Below are 22492 nucleotides of genomic sequence, written 5' to 3'. Positions count from 1 at the left end.
CGCCCCCCCCGCCTCCCCTGGGTCCCCGGCCGTCCCTGCCCCCTGCCCCGCGGCACACCCTGGCCCCCCGCCCTCCGCCCCCCCGGCGGGGGCGGGGACCGGGGGTGCGCTGGTGTGTTTCCGCCCAAGCGGGGGGGGAAAAAACGTCATTGTTCCCTTTGCGGGCGGGGCGCCCGGTGTGGCCCCCCATCTAAACGGGGGGGGCGGGGGGGACCCCCCCCCGGCCCCCGCCGATTCATGCTTTATGCCGGGAGGCCCGGGCTGTTAGACGTCAGCGCCTTCAGCCGGTTCCTCGGCGTGTGCGCGCTCGGTGTCGGCCGGAGCCTCTTCCTCGGCGACCACGGGGGCGAGGGACAGCTTTCCGCGGTCATCGATCTTGGTGATTTCCACCTGGACCTTCTGGCCGACGGAGACGACGTCCTCCACGTTGTCCACGCGCTTGCCGTTGGCCAGCTTGCGGAGCTCGGAGATGTGCAGGAGCCCGTCCTTGCCCGGGGTCAGGGAAACGAAGGCACCGAAGGTGGTGGTCTTGACGACCGTACCCAGGTAGCGTTCGCCGATTTCCGGAACCTGCGGGTTGGCAATGGCGTTGATCGCGGAACGTGCTGCGTCTGCAGACGGACCGTTGGTGGCGCCAATGTAGACGGTGCCGTCGTCCTCGATGGAGATGTCGGCGCCGGTGTCCTCCTGGATCTGGTTGATCATCTTGCCCTTGGGGCCAATGACCTCGCCGATCTTGTCCACGGGGATCTTCACCGCGATGACGCGCGGAGCGAACTCGGAGAGCTCGTCCGGGGTGTCGATCGCGGAGTTGATGACCTCGAGGATGTGCAGGCGTGCTTCGCGGGCCTGCTTCAGGGCTGCTGCCAGGACGGAGGCAGGGATGCCGTCGAGCTTGGTGTCCAGCTGGATTGCTGTGACGAACTCGGACGTACCGGCAACCTTGAAGTCCATGTCACCGAAGGCGTCTTCGGCGCCGAGGATGTCGGTCAGGGCTGCATAGCGGGTCTGGCCGTCAACCTGGTCGGAGACCAGGCCCATGGCGATGCCGGCAACCGGGGCCTTCAGGGGCACGCCGGCGTTCAGCAGGGACAGGGTGGAGGCGCAGACGGAACCCATGGACGTCGAACCGTTGGAACCGAGGGCTTCGGATACCTGGCGGATGGCGTACGGGAACTCCTCGCGGGACGGCAGGACGGGCACCAGGGCGCGTTCCGCCAGGGCACCGTGGCCGATTTCGCGCCGCTTGGGCGAGCCCACGCGGCCGGTTTCACCGGTGGAGTACGGCGGGAAGTTGTAGTTGTGCATGTAGCGCTTGCGCGTTACCGGCGACAGCGAGTCGATCTGCTGTTCCATCTTCAGCATGTTCAGCGTGGTGACACCCATAATCTGGGTCTCGCCGCGTTCGAAGATGGCGGAGCCGTGCACGCGGGGCAGGACCTCGACCTCGGCGGTGAGCTGGCGGATGTCCGTCAGGCCACGGCCGTCGATGCGGACCTGGTCCTTGAGGATGCGCTGGCGCACCACGTGCTTGGTGACCGAGCGGAAAGCAGCGGACAGTTCCTTCTCGCGGCCTTCGAACTGGCCGGCCAGGTTGGCCAGGACTTCTTCCTTGAGGGCGTCGGAGGCGTTGTCGCGTTCCTGCTTGTCGGCAATCTGGAAGACGGCGGCAAGCTTGTCCGCGGCAGCGGACTCGACGGCGGCGTAGGCGTCGTCCTCGTAGTCCAGGAAGACCGGGAACTCGACGGTGGGCTTGGCAGCGCGTGCTGCAAGGTCTGCCTGCGCGTCGCAGAGTGCCTTGATGAACGGCTTGGCAGCCTCGAGGCCCTCAGCCACAACCTCTTCGGTGGGGGCGGTGGCGCCCTGTTCCTTGATGAGGTTCCAGGAGTTGTCGGTGGCTTCGGCCTCGACCATCATGATGGCGACGTCGTCACCGGCAACGCGGCCGGCCACCACCATGTTGAAGACGGAGTTCTCCAGCTGGGAGTGCTTGGGGAACGCGACCCACTGCGAGCCGTTCTCGTCCGCAACCAGGGCAACGCGGACGCCGCCGATGGGGCCGGAGAACGGAAGGCCGGAAAGCTGGGTGGACATCGAGGAGGCGTTGATGGCCACGACGTCGTACAGCTCGTCGGGGTTGATCGCCAGGACGGTGACCACGATCTGGACCTCGTTGCGCAGGCCCTTGATGAAGGCGGGACGCAGGGGGCGGTCCATCAGGCGGCAGGCCAGGATGGCCTCGGTGGACGGGCGGCCTTCGCGGCGGAAGAACGAGCCCGGGATGCGGCCCGCGGCGTACATGCGCTCTTCGACGTCGACCGTCAGCGGGAAGAAGTCGAAGCCTTCACGCGGGTGCTTGCCGGCCGTGGTGGCGGACAGCAGTGCGGTGTCATCATCGATGTACACCATGGCTGCGCCGGCGGCCTGCTTGGCGAGGCGGCCGGTTTCGAAGCGGATTACGCGCTTGCCGAAGCGGCCATTGTCAATGACAGCCTCTGAGAACTGGATTTCGGGACCCTCCAAGAGAGTCACCTCCGTTTCTGTTTCACGGAAGTCCAGCCGCATCAACCCAGCCCAGCATCTGTCTACTGGCCCTGCACCCGGTCATCGATCGAGACCCACGGGCCGTCGGCTTCAGTCGACGAAGCCGTTCCCGGAGATCACTACCGAGGACCGCGAATGCGTGATGCGGTTGATCCTCCTGTTTAGTTTTAGGTGAAGAAGGCGGCCCGTTCCGGATGGAAAGGGCCGCCCCAAAGCCAGACTAGCGGCGCAGGCCGAGGCGCTCGATGAGCGAACGGTAGCGGGCGATGTCAGTCTTCTTGAGGTAGCTCAGCATACGCTTGCGACGACCAACCATGGCCAGCAGACCGCGCTGGGTGTGGTAGTCGTGCTTGTGCTCCTTCATGTGCTCAGTCAGATCCTTGATCCGCTGGGTCAGAACGGCAACCTGGACCTCGGGTGAACCGGTGTCGCCTTCGGCGGTTGCGTATTCCTTGATGATGGACTGCTTTACAGCGGCGTCAAGTGCCACAATAACTCCTTGGGAATGTGCCGTGAGGGCCCAGGTCAGAAACTCACTGCCGGGTCTGCCGCGTGCGTCCCGCCCGGAAAACCGGAGGCGGCCGCCAACAACAGGAGCCAGCCGCCACGGACTGCAGCCGGATCCATCGTCCAGTTTACCGGCCCGGGCCTAACCTTGTCGAAACAGTGCGCTCAGCTCCGCAGGCGGTCCCTGACGGCCGCCATGCCCTGCAGCACTTCCGCGAAGCTGGTGCTCAGCGGCGACAGCCCGATCCGGATGCCGTGCGGGGACCGGAAGTCCGGGATCACGTCGCCGTCCCAGAGTGATTCCACGGTGGCTTTCGTGAAGTCCGGGTGGTCCACCGTGATGTGACCGCCCCGCTCCTCCGGGTTCCGCGGCGTGGCCAGTTCGGCTCCCAGGGGTGCCAGCCACGCGTCGAACACCTCCACCGCGAAGGCGGTGAGGTCCGCGGACTTCGCCCGGATGGCAGCCATGCCGGCCTCCTCGATGAGGTCCAGGGTGCCCTGCATGGCGATCATGCCGAAAATGGCGGGCGTGCCGCTGAGGAAGCCGCGGATGCCTGCAGCGGGTTCGTAGCCTGCGGCCATCTCGAAGGCGTCCTTGCGGCCCATCCATCCCCAGATCGGCTGGTTGAGTGCGGGCAGGTGCCGGGCATTGACATAGGCGAAGGCAGGTGAGCCGGGACCGCCGTTGAGGTACTTGTAGGTGCAGCCGGCGGCGAAGTCGACGTCCGCATCGTCCAGGCCGATCTCCACCGACCCCGCAGAATGGCAAAGATCCCACACCACCAGCGCGCCGGCGTCGTGTACTGCTGCGGTGATGCCCGGCAGGTCCGCGAGGTGGCCCGAGCGGTAGGCGATCTGGCTGAGGAGGACGACGGCGGTGCGCGGCCCGGTTGCCTGGCGCACCTGGTCAAGGGTCACCCCGGCGGCCGGGTCCGGCTCGATCCAGCGGAGGGTCAGGCCCTCCTCGAGGGCGATGCCCTCCACCAGGTAGCGGTCGGTGGGAAAGTTTTCGGTGTCCAGCACAAGTTCGTTGCGATCCGGGTCCTGCACGGCGGCAAGGGCTGCGCGGATGATCTTATAGAGCACGACGGTGGTGGAATCGGCGATGATCGTTTGCCCCGGAGCCGCGCCCAGGACGGCCCTGCCCAGCTGGTCACCGATGGCCTGCGGCAGGTTGAGCCATTGCTCGTCCCACCCCCGGATGAGGCGGCCGCCCCACTCATCCCTGACGAAAGCGGCGACGTCGTCCGCGGTCCGCTTCAGCGGCCGGCCCAGGGAGTTGCCGTCCATGTAGGACAGGGGCGTCTCCGTGCCGATGAAGCGGTCCCGGTAGTGGGCCAGCGCATCCCGGCGGTCGAGCTCTTCGGCGCGGCTGCGGAGCTCTTCTGCGGTGACGTCGGTGGGGTTTTCCTGGTGGATGCTCATTGTCCGATCTCCGTCCTGACAGCGAATAGTTCCGGGAAGAACGTCAGTTCCAGGGCCTTCTGCAGGAAGGTCACACCGCTGGAGCCGCCGGTGCCCGTCTTCATGCCGATGGTCCGCTGGACGGTGCGCAGGTGCCGGAACCGCCACAGCTGGAAGTTGTCCTCCAGGTCCACCAGTTCCTCGCACGCCTCATAGGCCGCCCAGTTCTCCGCCGCGTGTTCGTAGATGTGCTTGAAGAGCGGTAGCAGTTCCGGGGCGAACTCGTGGGCGCGGGTCACGTCCCGGTCCAGGACGGAACGCGGCACGTCGAAGCCCTGCCGGGAGAGATAGGCCAGGAACTCGTCGTAGATGCTGGGAGCGGCCAGCAGTTCCTCGAGCATGGCGTGGGCCTCTGGGTCGGACTCGAAGACAGGGAGCATCTTGCGGTTCTTGTTGCCCAGGACAAACTCCACTGCCCGGTACTGCGCGGACTGGAAGCCCGAGGAGTTGCCCAGGAAGCCGCGGAACTGGGAGTACTCGGTAGGCGTCAGCGTGGCCAGCACCGACCACTGCTCGGTGAGGGTCTTCTGGATGTGTTTGACCCGGGCAATGCCCTTGAGCGCCGACCCCAGGTCGTCTGTGCGGAGCCAGGCGGCAGCGCTGCGCAATTCATGGAGCACCAGTTTCAGCCACAGCTCCGTGGTCTGGTGCTGGATGATGAACAGCAGCTCATCGTGGTGTTCGGGCTGGCTGACCGGCTGCTGGGCACTGAGCAGGGTGGGAAGCTGGAGGTAGGAGGCGTAGCTCATCCGTGAGCTGAAGTCGCGGACGATCCCCTTATCCAGCTTGCGGGTGTTCTTCTCGACGGACACGTACTGCCTTTCGTTGTTGTCACCCGGTTGTTGCCGCCCCTGCGGAGGCAGCGGTCAGCGGCCGCCCAGGAGTTCGTGGGCCTGCGCCACGTCCAGCCGCATCTGTTCCACCAGGGCTTCAGGGCCACGGTAGGCCACCATGCCGCGGAGCCGCTGCACGAATTCGATGATTACTGTCTGGCCGTACAGATCGAAGTCCTCCACCGCTTCCTTGGGCCGGTCGATGACGTGCGCCTCCACCTGGCGGCTGACGCCGTCGAACGTGGGGTTGGAGCCCACTGAAATGGCCGCGGGCCAGCGCTTGCCGGCCTGGTCCACCAGCCAGCCGGCGTAGATGCCGTCGGCCGGGATCAGGCCCGAGGCGTCCGAGGAAAGGTTTGCGGTGGGAAAGCCAAGGGCCCTGCCCCGGGCGGCGCCGTGCACCACCTCGCCGCGCATCCGGTGCGGCCTGCCCAGGACGGACGCAGCGGTGGCGACGTCTCCCTCCTGGAGTGCTTCGCGCACCCAGGTGGAGGAACAGCGGCGGTCCGTGCCGTCGTCGTCGTGCAGGGGGTATCCCTCTGAGCCGAACTCGCTGATGACCTGCACATCGAAGCCGAACTTTTCGCCGAGCTCCTTCATGGTGTCCAAATCGCCCGAGTTCCCCCGCCCGAAGCGGGCGTCGTGGCCGATCACCACGTGGCCGGCGTGCAGGCAGTCCACCAGGTACTGCTCCACGAACTCCTCGGCCGTGAGGCTCGCCAGGTCCAGGGAATACTTGACCACCAGGATGGCGTCCAGGCCCAGCTCGCCGAGGGCTTCCAGCTTGTCGTCCAGGCCCATGATCAGTTCGGGAGCTGCCTCGGGGCGGTGGATGACTGCCGGGTGGGGGTCAAAGGTGATGGCCACGGCTTTCGCCTGGGAAAGCCGTGCCAAACGCACCAGTTGGGACAGCACCTGCTGGTGGCCCCGGTGAACGCCGTCGAAGTTGCCGAAAGTGACAACAGATGGGCCGAAATCCGCCGGGACATCGGACGGATCGTTCCAGATGTAAACCATCACCCTCGCCTTAAGCTGCCTGCAAGCATCAACGTTCCGTCACCGATACCGGCGGCGGACCTCTTCAAGGTTACCCGGATTCGCTGCCCGTACTTTGCCTTCACTTCGCGGCCCCGGCCTGGGGCTGCCGGGCCAGTGAGGGCCGGCGCCGGTAGAGCCACACCAGCCCCAGGATGGGCAGCAGCAGCGGAACGAAGCCGTAGCCGCGGCCAAAAAGCGACCAGACGGTTTCATGCGGAAACTGCACGGAGTCCAGGATGCTCAGCGTCCCCACCACCAGCACGCCGGCGAGCTCAACAAGCACGGCGGCAACGGAGACTTTGAACCAGGTGGTGCCTGCCTTGGCCAGCGACACCGTGGCAAGGATGTACACCACGGCGGCGAAGGCAGAGAGCAGATACGCCAGCGGAGCCTCGTTGAACTTGGTGAGGATCTGGTAGCCGGCCCGCGCGGTGGCGGAAATGGCGAAGATCCCGTACACGGCAATGAGCAGCCGGCCGGGACCGGTGTTGCGGGTATTGCGGACGGGCGCGTCTCCGGTGGCCGAGGGCTGCTGGTCTTTCATACGTGCTGCTTCTCTCATTTCAGTACCAGATCTGGTTCATGCGCGCGGCCATCACCAGTGCCGTGACGCCGACCGCTGCCAGGACAAAATTGCTCCACCGGGTCCGTTCCAGGATGGACCAGTAGATTGCCGCCGGCGGCAGCAGCATCGCGGTGGCCATGTAGCCCCAGAATTCCCACGCCTCGCCGGCAATCGGTTCGCCGGCCACAACGCGCACAATCGAACCCACCAGATAGACCACCAGGGCCACTTCCACCGCCACGACGGACAGGATGGTCACGTCGTTCGGTGCCTTCTTGAGGATTCCTGCGCCCAGGCACAACAGTGTGGACACCAGGCCCACGACGAGGATGATCCAAAAATATGCGTCCACGCTCAGGCCTCCGCGGCCGCGGCCGCTCCGTTGCCGGGGGCGAAGACGAGTACGGGCTTGGCGTAGCTGCCCGCGTCGGCGAGAAGCGCCACCAGGGTGCCGTCGGGAGCGAAGGCCGCCGCCGGGTGCTCGGCGGTGGCGGCGCCGGGGGTTCCTGCTGCCGGGCCGGCTCCGATCCGCCGGCCAAAGGAAATCTCGGCGGTTTCCTCCGCGGTGAGTTCACGGTTGGGCATCAGGGCGCGGGCGGCAAGGGACATGTCCAGGACGTTGAGCTCTTCGGCGAGCTGTTCCAGGGTGCGCGCCTGGTCCAAGGTGTAGGGACCAACCTGGGTTCGCCGCAGTGCCGTCAGGTGGCCGCCGACGCCCAGGGTGCTGCCCAGGTCCCTGGCCAGGGCGCGGATGTAGGTCCCTGACGAGCATTCAACCGTCACATCCAGGTCTACGACCCCGGCTTTGGCGTCCCGGCCGACGGAATGCACGTCGAACCGGTGGATCGTGACGGGACGGGCTGCAAGCTTGACGTCCTCCCCGGACCGAACCCGCGCATAGGCGCGTTCGCCGTTGACCTTGATGGCGCTGACGCTGCTGGGCACCTGCTGGATATCGCCCGTGAGCGCTGCGACGGCGTCGTGGATCTGTTCCTCGCCGACCCCCGCGGCGCTGGTGGTGGCCGTGACCTCACCTTCGGCGTCGTCCGTCACGGTGGACTGGCCCAGCCGGATGGTGGCGGTGTAGGTCTTGGAGGTTCCCACGATGTAGGTCAGCAGCCGGGTGGCTTTGTTGATGCCCAGCACCAGCACGCCCGTGGCCATGGGATCGAGGGTGCCTGCATGCCCCACTTTCCGGGTACCTGCGAGGCGCCGCATCCGGCCAACCACATCGTGGCTGGTCCATCCCTGCGGCTTGTCCACTATCACCAGTCCAGAAAGCACGCCTCCCAGTATATCGGCGCAGGTTGGGGCCCCCGCGCAGGGCGGCGGCAGGCGACCGGGCGACGGCGGCAGGCGACCGGGCGGGCCAGTCACCGGGTGCGGGCGGAAGGCGGGCCGGCGGCGGCTAGGATGGCTGGCATGCCTGAGCTTGCCGCCCATGTCCGCGACGTGCCCGTCAACCAGATCCGCGAGATTACCGAGGCCGCCTGGCGGACTCCCGGCGCCGTGGTGCTGAGTATCGGGGAGCCTGGCTTCCCGCTCCCCCGCCATGTACTTGACGCCGGCATCGCCTGCCTGGACCGCGACGAGACCAACTACACGCCCAACGCCGGGATCCCTGCCCTCCGTGAGGCGTTCGCCGCCCGGTTCCGGGAAGAGCAGGGCGTGGACGTCGGGGCCGACCGGGTTTACGTGGTGTCCGGCGCCCAGCAGGGGCTGCACTTTGCGATGAGCCTGCTCCTCTCCCCCGGCGACGAGATCCTCATTCCCAACCCTGGCTACCCCACCTTCGCCATGACCAGCCGGCTGCTGAATGCCGTCCCGGTGGGCTACCCGCTGCACCCGGAACATGGCTTCCAGCCGAGGGTGGCCGACGTGGCGGCCCTGATCACCGGCCGGACACGCGTCCTGGTCCTCAATTCGCCGTCCAACCCGCTGGGCGCGGTACTCGGTGAAGACCTGGTCCGCGAACTGGTGGACCTGGCCCGCCGCCACGACATCTGGGTGATCTCGGACGAGTGCTACGAGGCGTTCACGTACGACGTCCCGCACGTCAGCCCTGCACGGTTCGACGGCGTCGTGCCGGACGACGCGCGGGTGTTCACGTCGCTGACGCTGTCCAAGACCTACGGGCTGACGGGGCTGCGGATCGGCGCGCTGGTCTGCCCGCCGGGGCTTGAACGGAAAATGGACAACGTCATGGAGTCCATCGTCTCGTGCGTGGCATCGGCGCCGCAGTACGCGGCGCTGGCGGCCCTGACCGGCCCGCAGGATTACGTCCGGCACGCGCACCGGCATTACCGGGACAACCGGGACGCCGCTTCAGCTGTCCTGGCGGCCAAGGGGATCCGCTACCTTCCGGCGCAGGGTGCGTTCTATCTGTGGGCTGACATGTCGCACGTGACCGGCGGCGATGTGCGGGGCTGGGTGCGGCGCTTCCTCGCGGATTCGGGTGTGGCCCTGGCCCCGGGAACGGCCTTCGGTTCCATCGGCGAGGGGTGGGTGCGGATTGCGCTGTGCGGCCGGAAGGAGGAACTGCTGGAAGGGGTGTCCCGGCTTCCGGCAGTTCTGTCCTGAGCTTGCTCCTGGAGTGCGTGCGGCGTCCCGCGGGGGTTAACTCCGCCGCCTTAACTCCTGCGGGTTAACTCCGCGCGCCGGCAAGTGCCTTGTCCAGCCAGGACCGCAGGACCTGCGCGGGCGCGGCTCCGGCCTGGCGGGCCGCGACCTTGCCGTCAACGATCACCATCAGCGTGGGAATGGCCTGGACGTCGAAGCGCCGCGAGAGGCCGGGCGAGGTGTCCACATCCACCTTCACCAGCTTGATCTTCCCGGGCCGTTCCCGGGCCAGCTTGTCCAGGACCGGGCTTACCATGCGGCAGGGCCCGCACCAGGCGGCCCAGAAGTCGACCAGCACCGGAACCGACGACTGTTCGGCCACGGCGGCAAAATCGCTGTCACCGGCGGATACGATCCAGGGCAGGTCCGCCTTGCAGTTGCCGCAGCGGGGGTGGCCGGCGGCCTGGGCAGGCACACGGTTGGTCTTCCCGCAGGCCGGGCAGCTGAGAAGCGCGGATTCCATGGCTAGTATTCCTTCCTGCCCTCGAACGCGCGCCACGCCTGGAAGGGGACGTCCGACGCCGGGATGTCACCCCTGGTGACCGGCATCAGTTCCGGCGCGGCACCATTGAAGTAGTCGTAGAAGAGCGCGTCATCGAAGCCTGCCGCGGCAGCACCGTGGCGGTCCGCGGCGAAGTAGACCCGCCCAATCCGGGCCCAGAGGGCGGAGGCAAGGCACATGGGGCACGGCTCGCAGCTGGCGTAGAGGACGGAGCCGGTGAGGTCGAAGTCCGCCGTCGCGGCAGCTGCCGCCCGAATGGCCACCACTTCGGCGTGGGCGGTGGGGTCGTTGTCCCGGGTCACCCTGTTGACGCCGGCATGCACGCGCCCGTCAGGAGTAACCACCACGGCACCAAAAGGCCCGCCACCCTCACTGACATTCCGCGTGGCCAAGTCCACGGCCTGTTTGAGGTATGCCGCCCACTCATGGTTCCTGCCCTGGTTGGCCTGCTGGAGGGAGCTGCTGCCCTGGTCCGCGGAGTTCATACCACGATCCTAGCCACGGCTGCAGTATGGGGGGACGAAAAGGGGGCGATGTAGGGGGGTTTCCCCCAACGACTACCCGCAGGTAGGGGCCTACGCTTGCGCCCGGGGGATCCGTTTTGCCTCTGCGGAGGCTATACATCCAGCCCGCAAGGGCCCCGCACCCCGGAGAATCCAATGAAGAAACGACTCACACTCTTGGCCTGTGTAGCGGCATCAGCCGCTGCCATAGCAACCGCCGGCCCTGCCGCCGCTTCCGCAGGCACGGGCGACTACGATGTCCTCGCAGGAGGCCTCGTCTCACCGCTGCACGTCAGCACCGGAACTGGAAAATCCGTCCTGGTGTCCCAGGATTTCGCCGGAAAACTTACCCGGATCAACCGGGACGGTTCCACGGATGACCTTGCCACGAAGACGCCGAAGGGCTGGGAGGTGGCTGGTTCGGACACCCGCGGCAGCACGACCTATTACCTTGAGAGTGTAGGCGCCGGCCAAGGGGACCCCGCCGCCCTGCACGGATATCTCAAATCCATCGATGCCAGGGGCGGTGTGGATACCATCGCCAACTTTGCCGACTACGAGCGGCGCCACAATCCAGACGGTGACCAGCACTATGGCTTCGGCAGCGATGTGGGCTCCCAGTGCCTGGCCGGCTGGCCTGCGTTCCCGCCCGCCAAGTACAAAGGCCTGGTGGATTCCCATCCATATGCCCTGGCGGTGAAGGATGACACGGCGTACGTGGCAGACGCAGGAATGAACGCCGTCCTCAAGGTCGACCTCAAGAACGGCGACATCGACACCCTCGCCGTCCTCCCGCCGCGTCCGGCGGTCATCCCCAAGGACCTGGTGGTTCCCACCGATATGCAGGGTGGAACCTTGAAGGTACCGGACTGCGTGGCCGGTCATAAGTATGCCTTTGAACCCGTACCCACCGACGTGGCCATCGGTCCCGATGGCATGCTCTACGTGACGTCGCTGCCCGGTGGACCGGAAGGACCCGAGCTGGGTGCCCGCGGTGCCATCTTCAAGGTCAACCCGTGGAACGGTGACACCGATCTCTGGGCCGACCATATCGTCACGCCCACAGGCGTGGCCGTGACAGAGAACGGTGATGTCTATGTTGCCTCGCTGTTCGGCGGCGAAATCATCAAGTTCACCTGCGAAGGCCGCCGTTCACAGTTCCTGGCGGTGAACACACCGGCAGATGTCGATGTCAGCGGACATACGCTCTACGCCACGATCGACGCGCTGGGCGACCCGTCCCAGCCACCTGCGGGCAAGGTTATCAAGGCGGATCTCCGGTAACCGGAACCCTTAAGACAGGCAGGACCCGGAGTGACCTCCGGGTCCTGCTGTTGTGGCGCTTGAGCCCGGACTACTTGTTGCCGTCCTCGTCAAGGTCCTCATCGTCACTGAGGTCAAGGTCCTCTTCGTCGAAGTCGTCCTCGTCGATGTCAACGTTGCCGGCGGCATCGGACTTGTAGGGGTCGGCGTCGCCCGCGTGCTTGGCCTTGGCGGCCAGGGCGGCCACCTCCGCGTCACGCTTCTTGGCTTCGCGGAGGAGTTCCTCAAGGTTGGAGGCGTTGACCGGAATCTGGTCGGCCACGAACTCCAGCGTGGGGGTCAGCCGGACGGTGATGTTCCGGCCGACTTCCTGCCGGAGCACGCCCTTGGCCTTCTCCAGGCCCTTGGCGGCATCCGCCTGGACAGCCTGGTCACCAAAGACGGTGTAGTAGACGGTGGCGTGCTGCAGATCATTGGTCACGCGGGCATCGGTAACGGTGATCCCCTCCAACCGGGGATCCTTAACCTTCCGGCCCAGGGCCTCAGCCACAACAACCTTAATCCGCTGCGCCAACTTGGCAGCACGTGCCGGATCAGCCATGAACAACTCCTAAGAAAAATATGGGACGTACGACGGCGGCGGTGGGCCGGCGTCGAACGTTTCAGTTATGTGCCACGCGCTAAAGGCGGGCCAACGACCATGCCGTCGGGATTTTCCGGCGGCGCTTTGGAGCCGTGAAGGGGGCCCGGGAGTGGCATCGGGCCTGCCGGAGACGGGTGGCTGACGATCGCAGATCGCCAGCCACCCGTCGTAGGGGCGGGGCCCCCTTCACGGCGGAAAAGCGGGGGCCGCCGGGAGATCCCGACGGCCCCACACCAGACAGACTAGACGCGCGGCTTCTCGCGCATCTCGAAGGTCTCGATGATGTCGCCTTCGGTGATGTCGTTGTACGACCCAAGACCGATACCACATTCGAAGTCCGTGCGGACCTCGGTGGCGTCGTCCTTGAAGCGCTTGAGCGACTCAACGGTGAGGTTGTCACCGATGATCTTGCCGTCGCGGCTGACGCGTGCCTTGGCGTTGCGTCGGATGATGCCCGAGCGGACGATCGAGCCGGCGATGTTTCCGAACTTGGAGGAGCGGAAGACTTCGCGGACCTCGGCGGTGCCGAGCTGGACTTCTTCGTATTCCGGCTTGAGCATGCCCTTGAGCGCCATCTCGATGTCATCGATTGCTGCGTAGATGACGGAGTAGAAGCGCATGTCGACGCCTTCGCGGTCAGCCAGTTCGGCAACCCGCTCGGCGGGCTTGACGTTGAAGCCGATGATGACGGCGGAGTCGACCGTTGCCAGGTTGACGTCGTTCTGGGTGATGGCACCCACGCCGCGGTGGATGACGCGCAGCTGCACGCCTTCGCCGACGTCGATCTTGAGCAGTGCGTCTTCGAGGGCTTCCACGGCACCGGACACGTCACCCTTGAGGATGAGGTTGAGGGTGTCGATCTTGCCTTCGGCGACGGCCTGGTCGAAGTCTTCCAGGCTGATGCGCTTGCGGCGCTTGGCCAGGGCGGCGTTGCGGTCGGCGGCTTCACGCTTCTCGGCGATCTGGCGGGCGGTGCGCTCGTCAGCGGTCACGAAGAAGGTGTCGCCGGCGCGCGGCACGTTGGACAGACCCAGCACCTGGACGGGGCGGGACGGGCCGGCCTCGGTCAGGGCGCTGCCGTCGTCGTCGAACATCGCACGGACGCGGCCGTGGGCCGTGCCTGCCACGATGGTGTCGCCGACGCGCAGGGTGCCGGACTGGACCAGGACGGTGGCAACAGCACCGCGGCCCTTGTCCAGGTTGGCTTCGATCGCGATGCCTCGGGCGTCCTTGTTCGGGTTGGCGCGCATGTCCAGGGCTGCATCCGCGGTGAGCAGGACAGCCTCGAGCAGCTCGTCGATGTGAAGGTTCTGGCGGGCAGAGACTTCCACGAACATGGTGTCGCCACCGTATTCCTCGGGAACCAGGCCGTACTCGGTCAGCTGGCCACGGACCTTTTCAGGGTTGGCGCCTTCCTTGTCGATCTTGTTCACGGCCACGACGATCGGCACGTTGGCCGCCTGGGCGTGGTTGAGGGCTTCAACGGTCTGGGGCATCACGCCGTCGTCCGCTGCCACCACGAGGATGGCGATGTCGGTAACCTTCGCACCACGGGCACGCATGGCGGTGAACGCCTCGTGGCCCGGGGTATCGATGAAGGTGATCTTCCGGTCTTCGCCTTCGTGGTTGTGCGTGACCTGGTAGGCACCGATGTGCTGGGTGATGCCGCCGTGTTCGCCCGCCATGACGTCGGACTTGCGGATGGCATCGAGCAGCCGGGTCTTACCGTGGTCGACGTGGCCCATGACGGTGACTACTGGAGGACGTGCCTCGAGTTCCTCGTCGCCTTCGGCTTCGAGCTCGGCGTCGAAGTCGATATCGAAGCTGGAGAGCAGCTCGCGCTCCTCATCCTCCGGCGAAACGACCTGGAGCTTGTAGCCAAGTTCCTCGCCAAGCAGGGCGAAGGTGTCCTCGTCCAGCGACTGGGTGGCGGTGGCCATTTCACCAAGGTGGAACAGCACGGTGACCAGTGCGGCGGGGTTTGCCTCGATCTTGTCGGCAAAGTCCGTGATGGACGAACCGCGGCGCAGCCGGATGACGGTGTTGCCGTCGCCGCGGGGTACGCTCACGCCACCCAGCGACGGGGCACTCATCTGCTCAAGTTCCTGGCGCTTCGCGCGCTTGGACTTGCGCTGCTTGCCACGGCCTGCGCCGCCCTTGCCGAAGGCACCCTGGGTGCCGCCGCGTCCGCGGCCGCCCTTGCCGAAGCCACCACCGGCGGGAGCACCGCCGCCGCCACCGGGACCACCGGTGCCGGGAGCGCCGCCGGGGCGTCCGGGTCCGCGGCCGCCGCCGGGACGGCCGGCACCTGCGGGTGCGGGACGCTCGGTGCGGTTGGGCATCATGCCGGGAGTGGGACGGGGACCGCCGGGGCGCGGAGCACCCGGACGGGGACCACCGGCACCAGCTGCCGGACGGGGACCACCGGCACCGGCTGCGGGACGGGGACCACCGGGACGGGGTCCACCGGCACCAGCTGCGGGACGGGGACCGCCGGGACGGTCGCCGTCGGTGCGGCTGCCGCCGGGACGGGGCATGCCCTGGGAGGTGGCAAACGGGTTGTTGCCTGGACGGGGTGCGCGCTCACCGTCTCCACCACGGCCGCGGGGCATGCCCTGCGAGGTGGCGAACGGGTTGTTGCCCGGGCGGGGACCGCCGGGACGGGGACCGGATGCACCGGGCGTGGTTCCACCCGGACGGGAGGAGGGAGCGGGGGCATCGGCCTTCGGGGCAGGACGTGCACCGGGCTTGGCACCGGTGGACGGAGCACCCGCGGACGGTGCAGCCGGAGCCGCAGGCGCGGAAGCGGCGGGGGCTGCCGGAGCTGCTGACTGTGCGGGAGCGGCGGGAGCAGCCGGAGCCGGTGCCTGGGCCTTGGGGGCCGGAGCCTTGGGCGCAGCCGGGCCGGGAGCCGGGGCTGAAGGACGTGAATCTGCTGCGGGGGCGGGCGCCTTGGGCGCAGCGGCGGGGGCAGCCGGCGCCGCTGACTTGGCAGCTGCGTCGGGGAAGGCGTTGCGCAGTTTCCGCACAACGGGGGCCTCAATGGTTGAAGAGGCGGAGCGAACGAATTCGCCCAGTTCCTGCAGTTTTGTCACTGCATCTTTGGAAGTTATACCGAGCTCTTTGGCGAGCTCGTGTACGCGGACCTTGGCCACATTTCTCCTGTCTCGGTCCGCACCGAGCCAGGCACGAACCGTCTACTTCTTACTGCGGACCCCAGCCGCTGTTGATGCGAAGGGGCCCATTGCAGAGCGCAACAAAGTTGTCATCGTTACGCACTCATCGCTGGGAACTCATCGGGTTTCCATCAGATTTCTGACCCGCTTTCAGGTTTGGACGGTTGGTGTTGCAGCCACCGGGGCGGCGTCAACGGTCGGGCCTGACATGATCCAGTGTTCGACGGCGGCTGTCCCGGCCGCGCCGTTGAGGGCACGTCCGAATGCTCGCCGCTTGATCGCCAGAGCCAGGCACGATTGGCTGGGGTGCAGCCAAGCACCCCGGCCAGCCATCCGGCGTCGTTCATCCACCACGACAGCGGTTGACCCGCTGCCTTCGGCGACGAGCCGGAGCAACTGCGACCGCGGGCCTTTCTTTCGGCAGCCGATGCAGGTACGTTCGGGCTGACTTCCGGTGGAAGGTACTTCTGCCACGGTCATCGTCCTGACGTTCACTCTGCTGGCCCCGGGCTTACCGCTTCCGCTGTCACGGAAACGAGCACGCCCAAGGCACACGGCTACCGGCCGTAAGGCGCGGTCCTATCTATTCTAGCCCCTTTGGGGCCGTTCTGCCCGAAACGGGGTGGCCGCCGCGTTGCGGGGGCCACCCCGTCCGCGGACATTACTTGTCGCGGGCTACCGCGGCGTCGGAGACAATGTCGATCCGCCAGCCGGTCAGCTTCGCCGCCAGGCGGGCGTTCTGGCCCTCCTTGCCGATGGCAAGCGACAGCTGGTAGTCGGGAACCACGACGCGGGCAGACCGCGTGGCTTCGTCCGTGATGGTGACGGAATTCACGCGGGACGGCGAGAGGGCGCTGGCGATGAAGGTGGCCGGGTTCTCGCTGAAGTCCACGATGTCGATCTTTTCGTCGTTCAACTCCGTCATGACCGCCCGGACGCGGGAGCCCATTTCGCCGATGCAGGCGCCCTTGGCATTGATCCCCGGGGTGTTCGCCTTGACAGCGATCTTGGTGCGGTGGCCGGCTTCCCGGGCCAGCGCAACGATCTCCACCGAGTGGTCGGCAATTTCGGGCACTTCGAGTTCGAAGAGCTTGCGGACCAGGCCCGGGTGCGAGCGGGACAGGGTAACCGAGGGTCCCTTGGTGCCGCGGTGCACGTCGATGACCAGTGCGCGCAGGCGGTTGCCGTGCACGTACTTCTCCCCGGGAACCTGCTCGGGCGGCGGCAGGAGCGCCTCGATGGAGCCGAGGTTGACCTGGATCATGTGCGGGTTGTTGCCCTGCTGGATGGTGCCGGACACCAGTTCGCCTTCACGGCCCTTGAACTCGCCCAGGACGTTGTCGTCCTCAACGTCGCGGAGCCGCTGCAGGATGATCTGACGGGCGGTGCTGGCGGCGATGCGGCCGAATCCCTCCGGCGTGTGCTCGAATTCGCCAATGGGCGCGCCGTCGTCGTCCAGTTCGACGGCCCAGATGGTCACGTGCCCGCTTTTGCGGTCCAGTTCGGCGCGCGCTTTTTCGAAGGCGCCGGGCGACTTGTGGTAGGCCACCAGGAGCGCCTGCTCGATGGTGGGGATCAGGAGGTCCAGCGGGATTTCACGCTCACGCTCCAAAAGTCTCAGTGCGCTCATGTCAATATCCATCAGGCCTCCTCAGAAGGTCCATTGTGTTCAGGTTCCAGACCGTCCTCCGGGAGGTGGCTGAATTCGATCTCGACTTTTCCGTTGCGGATCCTGTCGAAAGGAAGCTTTACGGGTTCACCCTGCCGGGGCTTCATGCCCTTCTTCGCGGCGATCTCCGGGACCAGGGTCACTCCCCCGTCGTCCACGGACTGGATGCGTCCGGTGATGTTTTCGCCCTGGATCACGTTGACTTTGGCCATCCTGCCCTTGGCGCGGTGCCAGTGCCGGGGTTCGGTCAGCGGCCGTCCGACGCCGGGCGAGGACACCTCGAGGTCGTAGGGGCGGGTGTCGGACTGGGGGTCGTTGTCGAGGACGTCGGAAAGCACCCTCGAGATGTCGGCGATGACGTCCAGGCTGACGCCGCCCGTCTCCTCCTGGGGCAGGTCCACCACAACGTGGACCACCCGGTGGGAACCGGCGATGTTGATGACGACGTCTTCGAGGTAGAGGCGGTTGGCCTGGACGGAAGGTTCCAGGAGGGCCCGGAGCCGGGCGGCTTCGGGATTGTGGGCCGGGGTGGACCCGGTTCCCGTGCCGGTGTGGTCTGGTGAAGCCGTAGCTTCTGCGTTGCTCACGATGCCGGCCGCCTCCCTATAGATGATGTGGTGTTTACTAGCGTAGCTATTTTACCGGCCCATTGGTGCACCCGGGTTCCCCCTCGGCATGACACCATGGTCTGTTGTGAAAGACCGCCCCCAGGACTCCGCCCGACGCATCCGCCCGTTCCGGTTGGCGGCCGCGGGCCTGGCCGCGCTGGTGGTCCTGAGCCTCGGTTTCGCCCTGATTCCCGCGCAGGAACCCGCGCCGCCCGAGCCTCCGTTGTCCGAGCGGGCCCGCGCCGCGGCGTTCACTGAGGCCTTGAATCTGCGGGCTGTGGGGATGCGGCTCGCCGCCGCAGGAGCCGCTGATTCCGGCGTGTTGGACGGGGTTGTGACCTTGCTGACCATCCAGGCCAGGGCGCTCCAGGCCCCCACCCCCGCAACTGCCGCGCCTTCGCCGGCCCCATCCGCCGCGGCGACGTCGGATCCTCCGGATATGGCGGTGCTCGTCCGAGGCCTGGCTGCGAGCGGCGCCGCCCGGGTCAAGGACGCGGAAGGGGCCGACGGCGGCATGGCGCGCCTTCTGGCCGGGACCGGCACCGCCCAGCTGCTTGCGGCCGGGAGGCTCGCTGCGGCCGCCGGAGTGCCGGCGCCGCAGGGCACGCCGGCAGAACCGGGCGGTGATGCGTCCGGGGCCGGTTCGAGCTCTTCCCCCTGCGTGGCGGCGCCGTCCGCGGCGTCCTCGGGCGGGGCTACGGATGGCGGCGCGTCCGCAACCATCCAACAGGCACTGGCGGCCGTCGTCGCTGTTGAAGAGCAAGCCATCTACGGCTACGAGGCAGCGCTTCCCCGGCTCGCCCCCACCGACGCGGGCCCGGCCTCGGAAATGCTCGGCCGGCATGAAGAGCTGGCCGCCGAAGCCACAGAACGCCTCCGCCTGGCGTGCGGTGCTGCCCCGCCGCAACAGCCTGGCTACGTGCTCGACGGCGGATTCCTCGCCGCGCCGGCCGCAGGGCTGGCCAGGCTGGAGGCAGCGACAGTGGCGTCTTACGGGGATGCCGTGGCAGTGTCGCAGGGCCAGGACCGGGGGTGGGCGCTGTCAGGACTGCAGGCCGCTGCGGGCAGGGCCGTACGGTGGGGCGCGGACCCGGGCCCCGTCCCGGGCCTGGCGCTGGACATTGACCAGCTGCCGGTCCTTGCCGACAGCGCCGGCCCGGGCCCCTCACCGGGATCCTGAACCGGCGCCCTCCGCGTGTCCCGTCTTTCCTGCTGCGGTGCTCCCGTGTGGGCTGATGCCGCGGGCTTCTCCTTGGAAAGGCAACCGCAAAGGGTGGCACCGGGCAGGCCTGAATGGTTTGCTGAAGGGATGAACGCGGACGAACCGGCCGATGCGGAGAAGGCAGCTGCCCAGGAAACCGCTGCCCGGGAAACTGCTGCTGCCGGGCAGGAACTAAGCAGCCATCGTGAGACGGAACCGCACAGCAATGACATCGCCCACCGGCTGAACTGGCTGCGCGCCGGTGTCCTGGGCGCGAACGACGGCATTGTGTCCGTCGCCGCCATTGTGGTGGGCGTGGCCGGGGCCACCTCCGAGGCAGGTCCCATCCTGGCTGCCGGAGCAGCAGGAGTGGTGGGCGGCGCGGTCTCAATGGCCCTGGGCGAGTACGTTTCCGTCAGCAGCCAGCGGGACAGCCAGCGGACCCTGATCGAAAAGGAGCGCCGGGAACTGGCCGAGGAGCCCGAGGCTGAACTGGCTGAGTTGGCCGCCATTTATGAGGCCAAAGGCCTCACCCCCGAAACGGCGGCCACGGTGGCCCGCGAGCTCACGGACCACGATGTCCTGGCCGCGCATCTGTCCGCCGAACTCAATATCGACGAGGCAGACATCGTCAGCCCCTGGCATGCGGCTTTCGCCTCCGCTGTAGCTTTCACCATTGGGGCCATCCTGCCCATGCTGGCCATCCTCCTTCCGCCACCAGGCATCCGCGTCCCGTTGACCTTCACCTCAGTCCTGGTGGCACTTGCCCTGACGGGAGCGCTTGGAGCCTGGATCGGGGGCGGTTCACGGTCCAAGGCCGCCGTGAGGGTTGTGGTGGGCGGCGCCCTTGCCCTTGCGGCGACCTTCGCGATCGGCAATCTGTTGGGTGCCTCCGGTGTTGTCTGAGCCCACGCTGCCCCATGCGGTCCCGGTCCCTGCGTTCCTCGAAGCACGGTACGGACGCAGCAGCGTGGGGCGGGGCTGGCTCAGCAGCCTGCCAGGCCTGCTGGCCGACCTGGTGGAGCGCTGGCATCTGGATGTCGACCTGGCTCCCGGCGGCCAGCCGTGGCACGGCCACGGCGCCATCGTGGTTCCGGTGCGGCAGGACGACGGCTCACCGGCGGCCCTCAAAATCGCTTTTCCGCATGACGAGGCGCTGGTGGAACGGCATGCGCTGGCGCTCTGGGAGGGCCGTGGCGCCGTTGCCCTGCTGGCATCGGATCCGGGGACGTGCGCCATGCTGCTGGAACGGCTCGACGCAGGGCGGTCGCTTGCCGGTCTTGCCATGGACGATGCCGTGCCGGTGTGGGGTGGCCTGGTGCGGCAGCTGGGGCTTGCGCCGGACCACCGGCCCGGGTGGCAGGAGTTCGAACACATCGCCGCCCGGGCGGAGCAGTGGAGCGATGAGCTGCCGGCCGAATGGGAGCAACTGGGCCGGCCCTTTCCCAGGTGGCTCCTGGAGGCCGCGCTGGAAGTTTGCCAAACGCGGGGCGCGGTGGGACGCCGGTCTGCCCATGACGTACTGGTCCACACCGACCTGCATTTCCTGAATATCCTGGCACGCCCAGTCAGTGCAGACGCAGGGGCCACGGCCAGCGCGGCGGCGTACGCCGCAATCGATCCCCAGCCGATGATCGGCGAGCCCGAATTCGCCGTGGCACCGCTGCTGTGGAACCGGCTGGGCGACCTCCCGGAGGCACACCCCGGAGCCGCACTGCTCCGCCGCTGCCATGACGTCAGCACCGCCGCCGGCCTGGACCCCGAGGTGGCCCGCCAGTGGGGAGTTGCCCGGGAAGTGGAGAACGCGCTGTGGTACGCCGCCAAGGGCCACCGGGGCGACCTCGCCCGGTCCCTCTGGGTGGCCAGCACCCTTGCCGGAGACACGCTGGCCGGCCTGCCGCATCCCCACGCACTGCCGGAACCCGGACAGGGCGGATAGCCGGGGCTGCGGAAGGACTGAACCGGTCAGGGGTTCCGGACGGCGGCGAGGGCGCTGCGGACTGCTTCCACGGCCGTGGCCACGTCCTCCCCGGCAGTCTGCCAGTTGCTCACCGAAACCCGGAGGATGTCACGGCCGCGCCAGCGGGAACCGGACATCCATACCGTTCCGTCCTCGATGATGCGGGCGGTGACCTTGCGGGTGGTCTCATCGTCTCCGAAGGCAAGTGACACCTGGGTGTAGCCGACGTCGTTGACCACCTCGACGCCGTCGAGCCCTGCCATGCCCTCCGCGATGGCTGTGGCGGCCGCAGCCATGCCTCCCACCTGCGCTGCCACGCCGTCCCGGCCAAGGCTTTTCAGGGCCGCCCAGACGGGGACGCCGCGCGCCCTGCGGGACAGTTCGGGAACCTTCTCGAACGGGTCTCCCGGGCCTTCGGCATCATGGACCAGGTAGCTGGCGTGCAGTCCCATCGCAGCCCGCAGCGCCGAGGGGTCACGGACAATGGCGATGCCGCAGTCGTACGGAACGTTCAAGGTCTTGTGCGCATCGGTGCCCCAGGAGTCCGCCTCCGCGAATCCGTCGGTCAGGTGCCGTAGTTCCGGGGCAGCGGCGGCCCAGAGCCCGAACGCCCCGTCGATGTGCACCCAGGCGCCGTGCTGATGGGCGACGGCGATGGCTTCCCTGAAGGGATCGAAGGCACCGGAGTGCAGGTTCCCGGCCTGGAGGCACACCAGGGCGGGTCCGTTCCCCGCGGCAAGGGCCGCGTCCAGGGCAGCGGGGACCAGCCGGCCCTGGCCGTCGGCGTCGATTTGCTCCGGCTTTCCGAGGCCCAGGTACCGCAGTCCCAGGTCCACGGTGTCGTGCCGCTCCCGTCCCACGAAGCAGCGGATCCGCGGCGCGCCAAACAGGCCATCCCGGTCCAGGTCCCAGCCTGCGTCGGCAAGCAGCCGCCAGCGGGCAGCCGCCATCCCCGTGAAGTTGGCCATGGTGGCACCGGTGACGAATCCGACGTCGGCCGTGGCCGGCAGGCCCAGCAGTTCCAGCACCCACTGCCCTGCGGCTTCCTCGATCGCGGCGGTGGCGGGAGTCGCGTAGCGGAGGCCGGCGTTCTGGTCCCAGGCGCTGACCAGCCAGTCGGACGCCAGGGCCGCTGGCAGGGTCCCGCCGATCACCCATCCGAAGAAGCGGCCCGAGGGCATGGCCATCAGCCCGGGCTCGGCCTCCTTGGCCAGGAAGTTGATGACGTCAACGGGCGGCGTTCCCGCTTTCGGCAGGGGGCCGCCGAATATCCGGACAAGCCCGGCGGCATGTTCGCTTGGTCCTACCGCCCGGCCGGCCAGGCTGGCCAGCCAATCCTGCGCGTGCCCGGCCGCGGCCGCCAGTGCCGCGGCATACCCGTCGTCGCCGCCGTGTGC

General features: G+C 67.6%; 21 protein-coding genes. 5 read left to right on the top strand and 16 right to left on the bottom strand.

What is annotated here, in order from left to right; genetic code table 11:
* Nucleotides 1–264: 264 nt before the first annotated feature.
* The 8 genes from PUN71_RS22420 to truB form a co-directional block, all read right to left on the bottom strand.
* Nucleotides 265–2523, bottom strand: a complete 2259-nt coding sequence (locus PUN71_RS22420) for a polyribonucleotide nucleotidyltransferase (protein ID WP_277800197.1) — start codon at nucleotides 2521–2523, stop codon at nucleotides 265–267.
* A gap of 241 nt (nucleotides 2524–2764) precedes the next feature.
* Nucleotides 2765–3034 carry a 30S ribosomal protein S15 gene (rpsO, locus tag PUN71_RS22415; RefSeq protein ID WP_043452786.1) on the bottom strand — a complete coding sequence of 90 codons (270 nt, stop codon included), beginning with the start codon at nucleotides 3032–3034 and terminating at the stop codon, nucleotides 2765–2767.
* A 182-nt stretch (nucleotides 3035–3216) separates the two neighbouring features.
* Entirely contained in the window at nucleotides 3217–4476 is a 1260-nt protein-coding gene (locus tag PUN71_RS22410) for a kynureninase (RefSeq protein WP_277800196.1), read from the bottom strand.
* A complete protein-coding gene (gene kynA, locus PUN71_RS22405) occupies nucleotides 4473–5327 on the bottom strand; it encodes a tryptophan 2,3-dioxygenase (RefSeq protein ID WP_277800195.1) in 855 nt (284 codons plus the stop codon). The genes PUN71_RS22410 and kynA overlap by 4 nt, the downstream gene beginning before the upstream one ends.
* Nucleotides 5328–5381: 54 nt before the next feature.
* Nucleotides 5382–6365 (bottom strand): bifunctional riboflavin kinase/FAD synthetase, encoded by a 984-nt coding sequence (locus PUN71_RS22400; RefSeq protein WP_043452792.1) that lies wholly within the window; start codon nucleotides 6363–6365, stop codon nucleotides 5382–5384.
* Between the two features lie 100 nt (nucleotides 6366–6465).
* Nucleotides 6466–6930 carry a membrane protein gene (locus PUN71_RS22395; RefSeq protein WP_043452793.1) on the bottom strand — a complete coding sequence of 155 codons (465 nt, stop codon included), beginning with the start codon at nucleotides 6928–6930 and terminating at the stop codon, nucleotides 6466–6468.
* A 19-nt stretch (nucleotides 6931–6949) separates the two neighbouring features.
* On the bottom strand, nucleotides 6950–7303 hold the full coding sequence (locus PUN71_RS22390; protein WP_043452794.1) for a hypothetical protein: 354 nt from the start codon (nucleotides 7301–7303) through the stop codon (nucleotides 6950–6952).
* Between the two features lie 2 nt (nucleotides 7304–7305).
* A complete protein-coding gene (gene truB / locus PUN71_RS22385) occupies nucleotides 7306–8235 on the bottom strand; it encodes a tRNA pseudouridine(55) synthase TruB (RefSeq protein ID WP_277800194.1) in 930 nt (309 codons plus the stop codon).
* A gap of 138 nt (nucleotides 8236–8373) precedes the next feature.
* On the opposite strand from truB, the gene PUN71_RS22380 reads away from it, so the two are divergent.
* A complete protein-coding gene (locus PUN71_RS22380) occupies nucleotides 8374–9531 on the top strand; it encodes a pyridoxal phosphate-dependent aminotransferase (protein WP_277800193.1) in 1158 nt (385 codons plus the stop codon).
* Between the two features lie 64 nt (nucleotides 9532–9595).
* On the opposite strand, the gene trxA is transcribed toward PUN71_RS22380, so the two are convergent.
* Together trxA and PUN71_RS22370 are read right to left on the bottom strand one after the other, a co-directional pair.
* A complete protein-coding gene (gene trxA / locus PUN71_RS22375) occupies nucleotides 9596–10033 on the bottom strand; it encodes a thioredoxin (RefSeq protein ID WP_043452800.1) in 438 nt (145 codons plus the stop codon).
* 2 nt (nucleotides 10034–10035) lie between these two features.
* Nucleotides 10036–10557, bottom strand: a complete 522-nt coding sequence (locus PUN71_RS22370; RefSeq protein ID WP_277800192.1) for a nucleoside deaminase — start codon at nucleotides 10555–10557, stop codon at nucleotides 10036–10038.
* Nucleotides 10558–10731: 174 nt separating this feature from the next.
* Here PUN71_RS22370 and PUN71_RS22365 point away from each other — a divergent pair, with 174 nt between their 5' ends.
* Complete coding sequence (locus PUN71_RS22365; protein WP_277800191.1) at nucleotides 10732–11859, top strand: ScyD/ScyE family protein; 1128 nt, start codon at nucleotides 10732–10734, stop codon at nucleotides 11857–11859.
* A gap of 70 nt (nucleotides 11860–11929) precedes the next feature.
* Here the strand turns inward: PUN71_RS22365 and rbfA are convergent, their stop codons facing one another.
* The 5 genes from rbfA to rimP form a co-directional block, all read right to left on the bottom strand.
* A complete protein-coding gene (rbfA, locus tag PUN71_RS22360) occupies nucleotides 11930–12439 on the bottom strand; it encodes a 30S ribosome-binding factor RbfA (RefSeq protein WP_277800190.1) in 510 nt (169 codons plus the stop codon).
* A gap of 284 nt (nucleotides 12440–12723) precedes the next feature.
* Nucleotides 12724–15636, bottom strand: coding sequence for a translation initiation factor IF-2 (gene infB, locus PUN71_RS22355; protein WP_277800189.1), 2913 nt, complete (start codon nucleotides 15634–15636; stop codon nucleotides 12724–12726).
* A 171-nt stretch (nucleotides 15637–15807) separates the two neighbouring features.
* The gene (locus PUN71_RS22350) at nucleotides 15808–16137 is read right to left on the bottom strand and encodes a YlxR family protein (protein ID WP_277800188.1); all 330 of its coding nucleotides are present in this window, start codon (nucleotides 16135–16137) and stop codon (nucleotides 15808–15810) included.
* Nucleotides 16138–16318: 181 nt separating this feature from the next.
* Nucleotides 16319–17299 (bottom strand): transcription termination factor NusA, encoded by a 981-nt coding sequence (nusA, locus tag PUN71_RS22345; protein WP_043452809.1) that lies wholly within the window; start codon nucleotides 17297–17299, stop codon nucleotides 16319–16321.
* Entirely contained in the window at nucleotides 17299–17913 is a 615-nt protein-coding gene (gene rimP, locus PUN71_RS22340) for a ribosome maturation factor RimP (RefSeq protein WP_277800187.1), read from the bottom strand. The genes nusA and rimP overlap by 1 nt, the downstream gene beginning before the upstream one ends.
* A gap of 106 nt (nucleotides 17914–18019) precedes the next feature.
* Here rimP and PUN71_RS22335 point away from each other — a divergent pair, with 106 nt between their 5' ends.
* From PUN71_RS22335 to PUN71_RS22325, 3 genes are all read left to right on the top strand, one after another.
* A complete protein-coding gene (locus PUN71_RS22335; protein ID WP_277800186.1) occupies nucleotides 18020–19114 on the top strand; it encodes a DUF4439 domain-containing protein in 1095 nt (364 codons plus the stop codon).
* Between the two features lie 129 nt (nucleotides 19115–19243).
* Nucleotides 19244–20041, top strand: coding sequence for a VIT1/CCC1 transporter family protein (locus PUN71_RS22330; RefSeq protein ID WP_277800185.1), 798 nt, complete (start codon nucleotides 19244–19246; stop codon nucleotides 20039–20041).
* Nucleotides 20031–21074: an aminoglycoside phosphotransferase family protein gene (locus tag PUN71_RS22325; protein WP_283532429.1), complete on the top strand. Its 1044-nt coding sequence runs from the start codon at nucleotides 20031–20033 to the stop codon at nucleotides 21072–21074. Before PUN71_RS22330 ends, PUN71_RS22325 begins: the two co-directional genes overlap by 11 nt.
* A 26-nt stretch (nucleotides 21075–21100) precedes the next feature.
* On the opposite strand, the gene PUN71_RS22320 is transcribed toward PUN71_RS22325, so the two are convergent.
* A partial coding sequence (locus tag PUN71_RS22320) for a pyridoxal phosphate-dependent decarboxylase family protein (RefSeq protein WP_277800183.1) occupies nucleotides 21101–22492 on the bottom strand: 1392 nt, incomplete at its 5' end.

The organism is Arthrobacter sp. NQ7, assembly GCF_029581595.2.
Classification (GTDB): Bacteria; Actinomycetota; Actinomycetes; order Actinomycetales; family Micrococcaceae; genus Arthrobacter; species Arthrobacter phenanthrenivorans_B.
The sequence above is the reverse complement of the archived record's forward strand: the minus strand, read 5'-3'. Positions and strand labels throughout refer to the sequence as shown.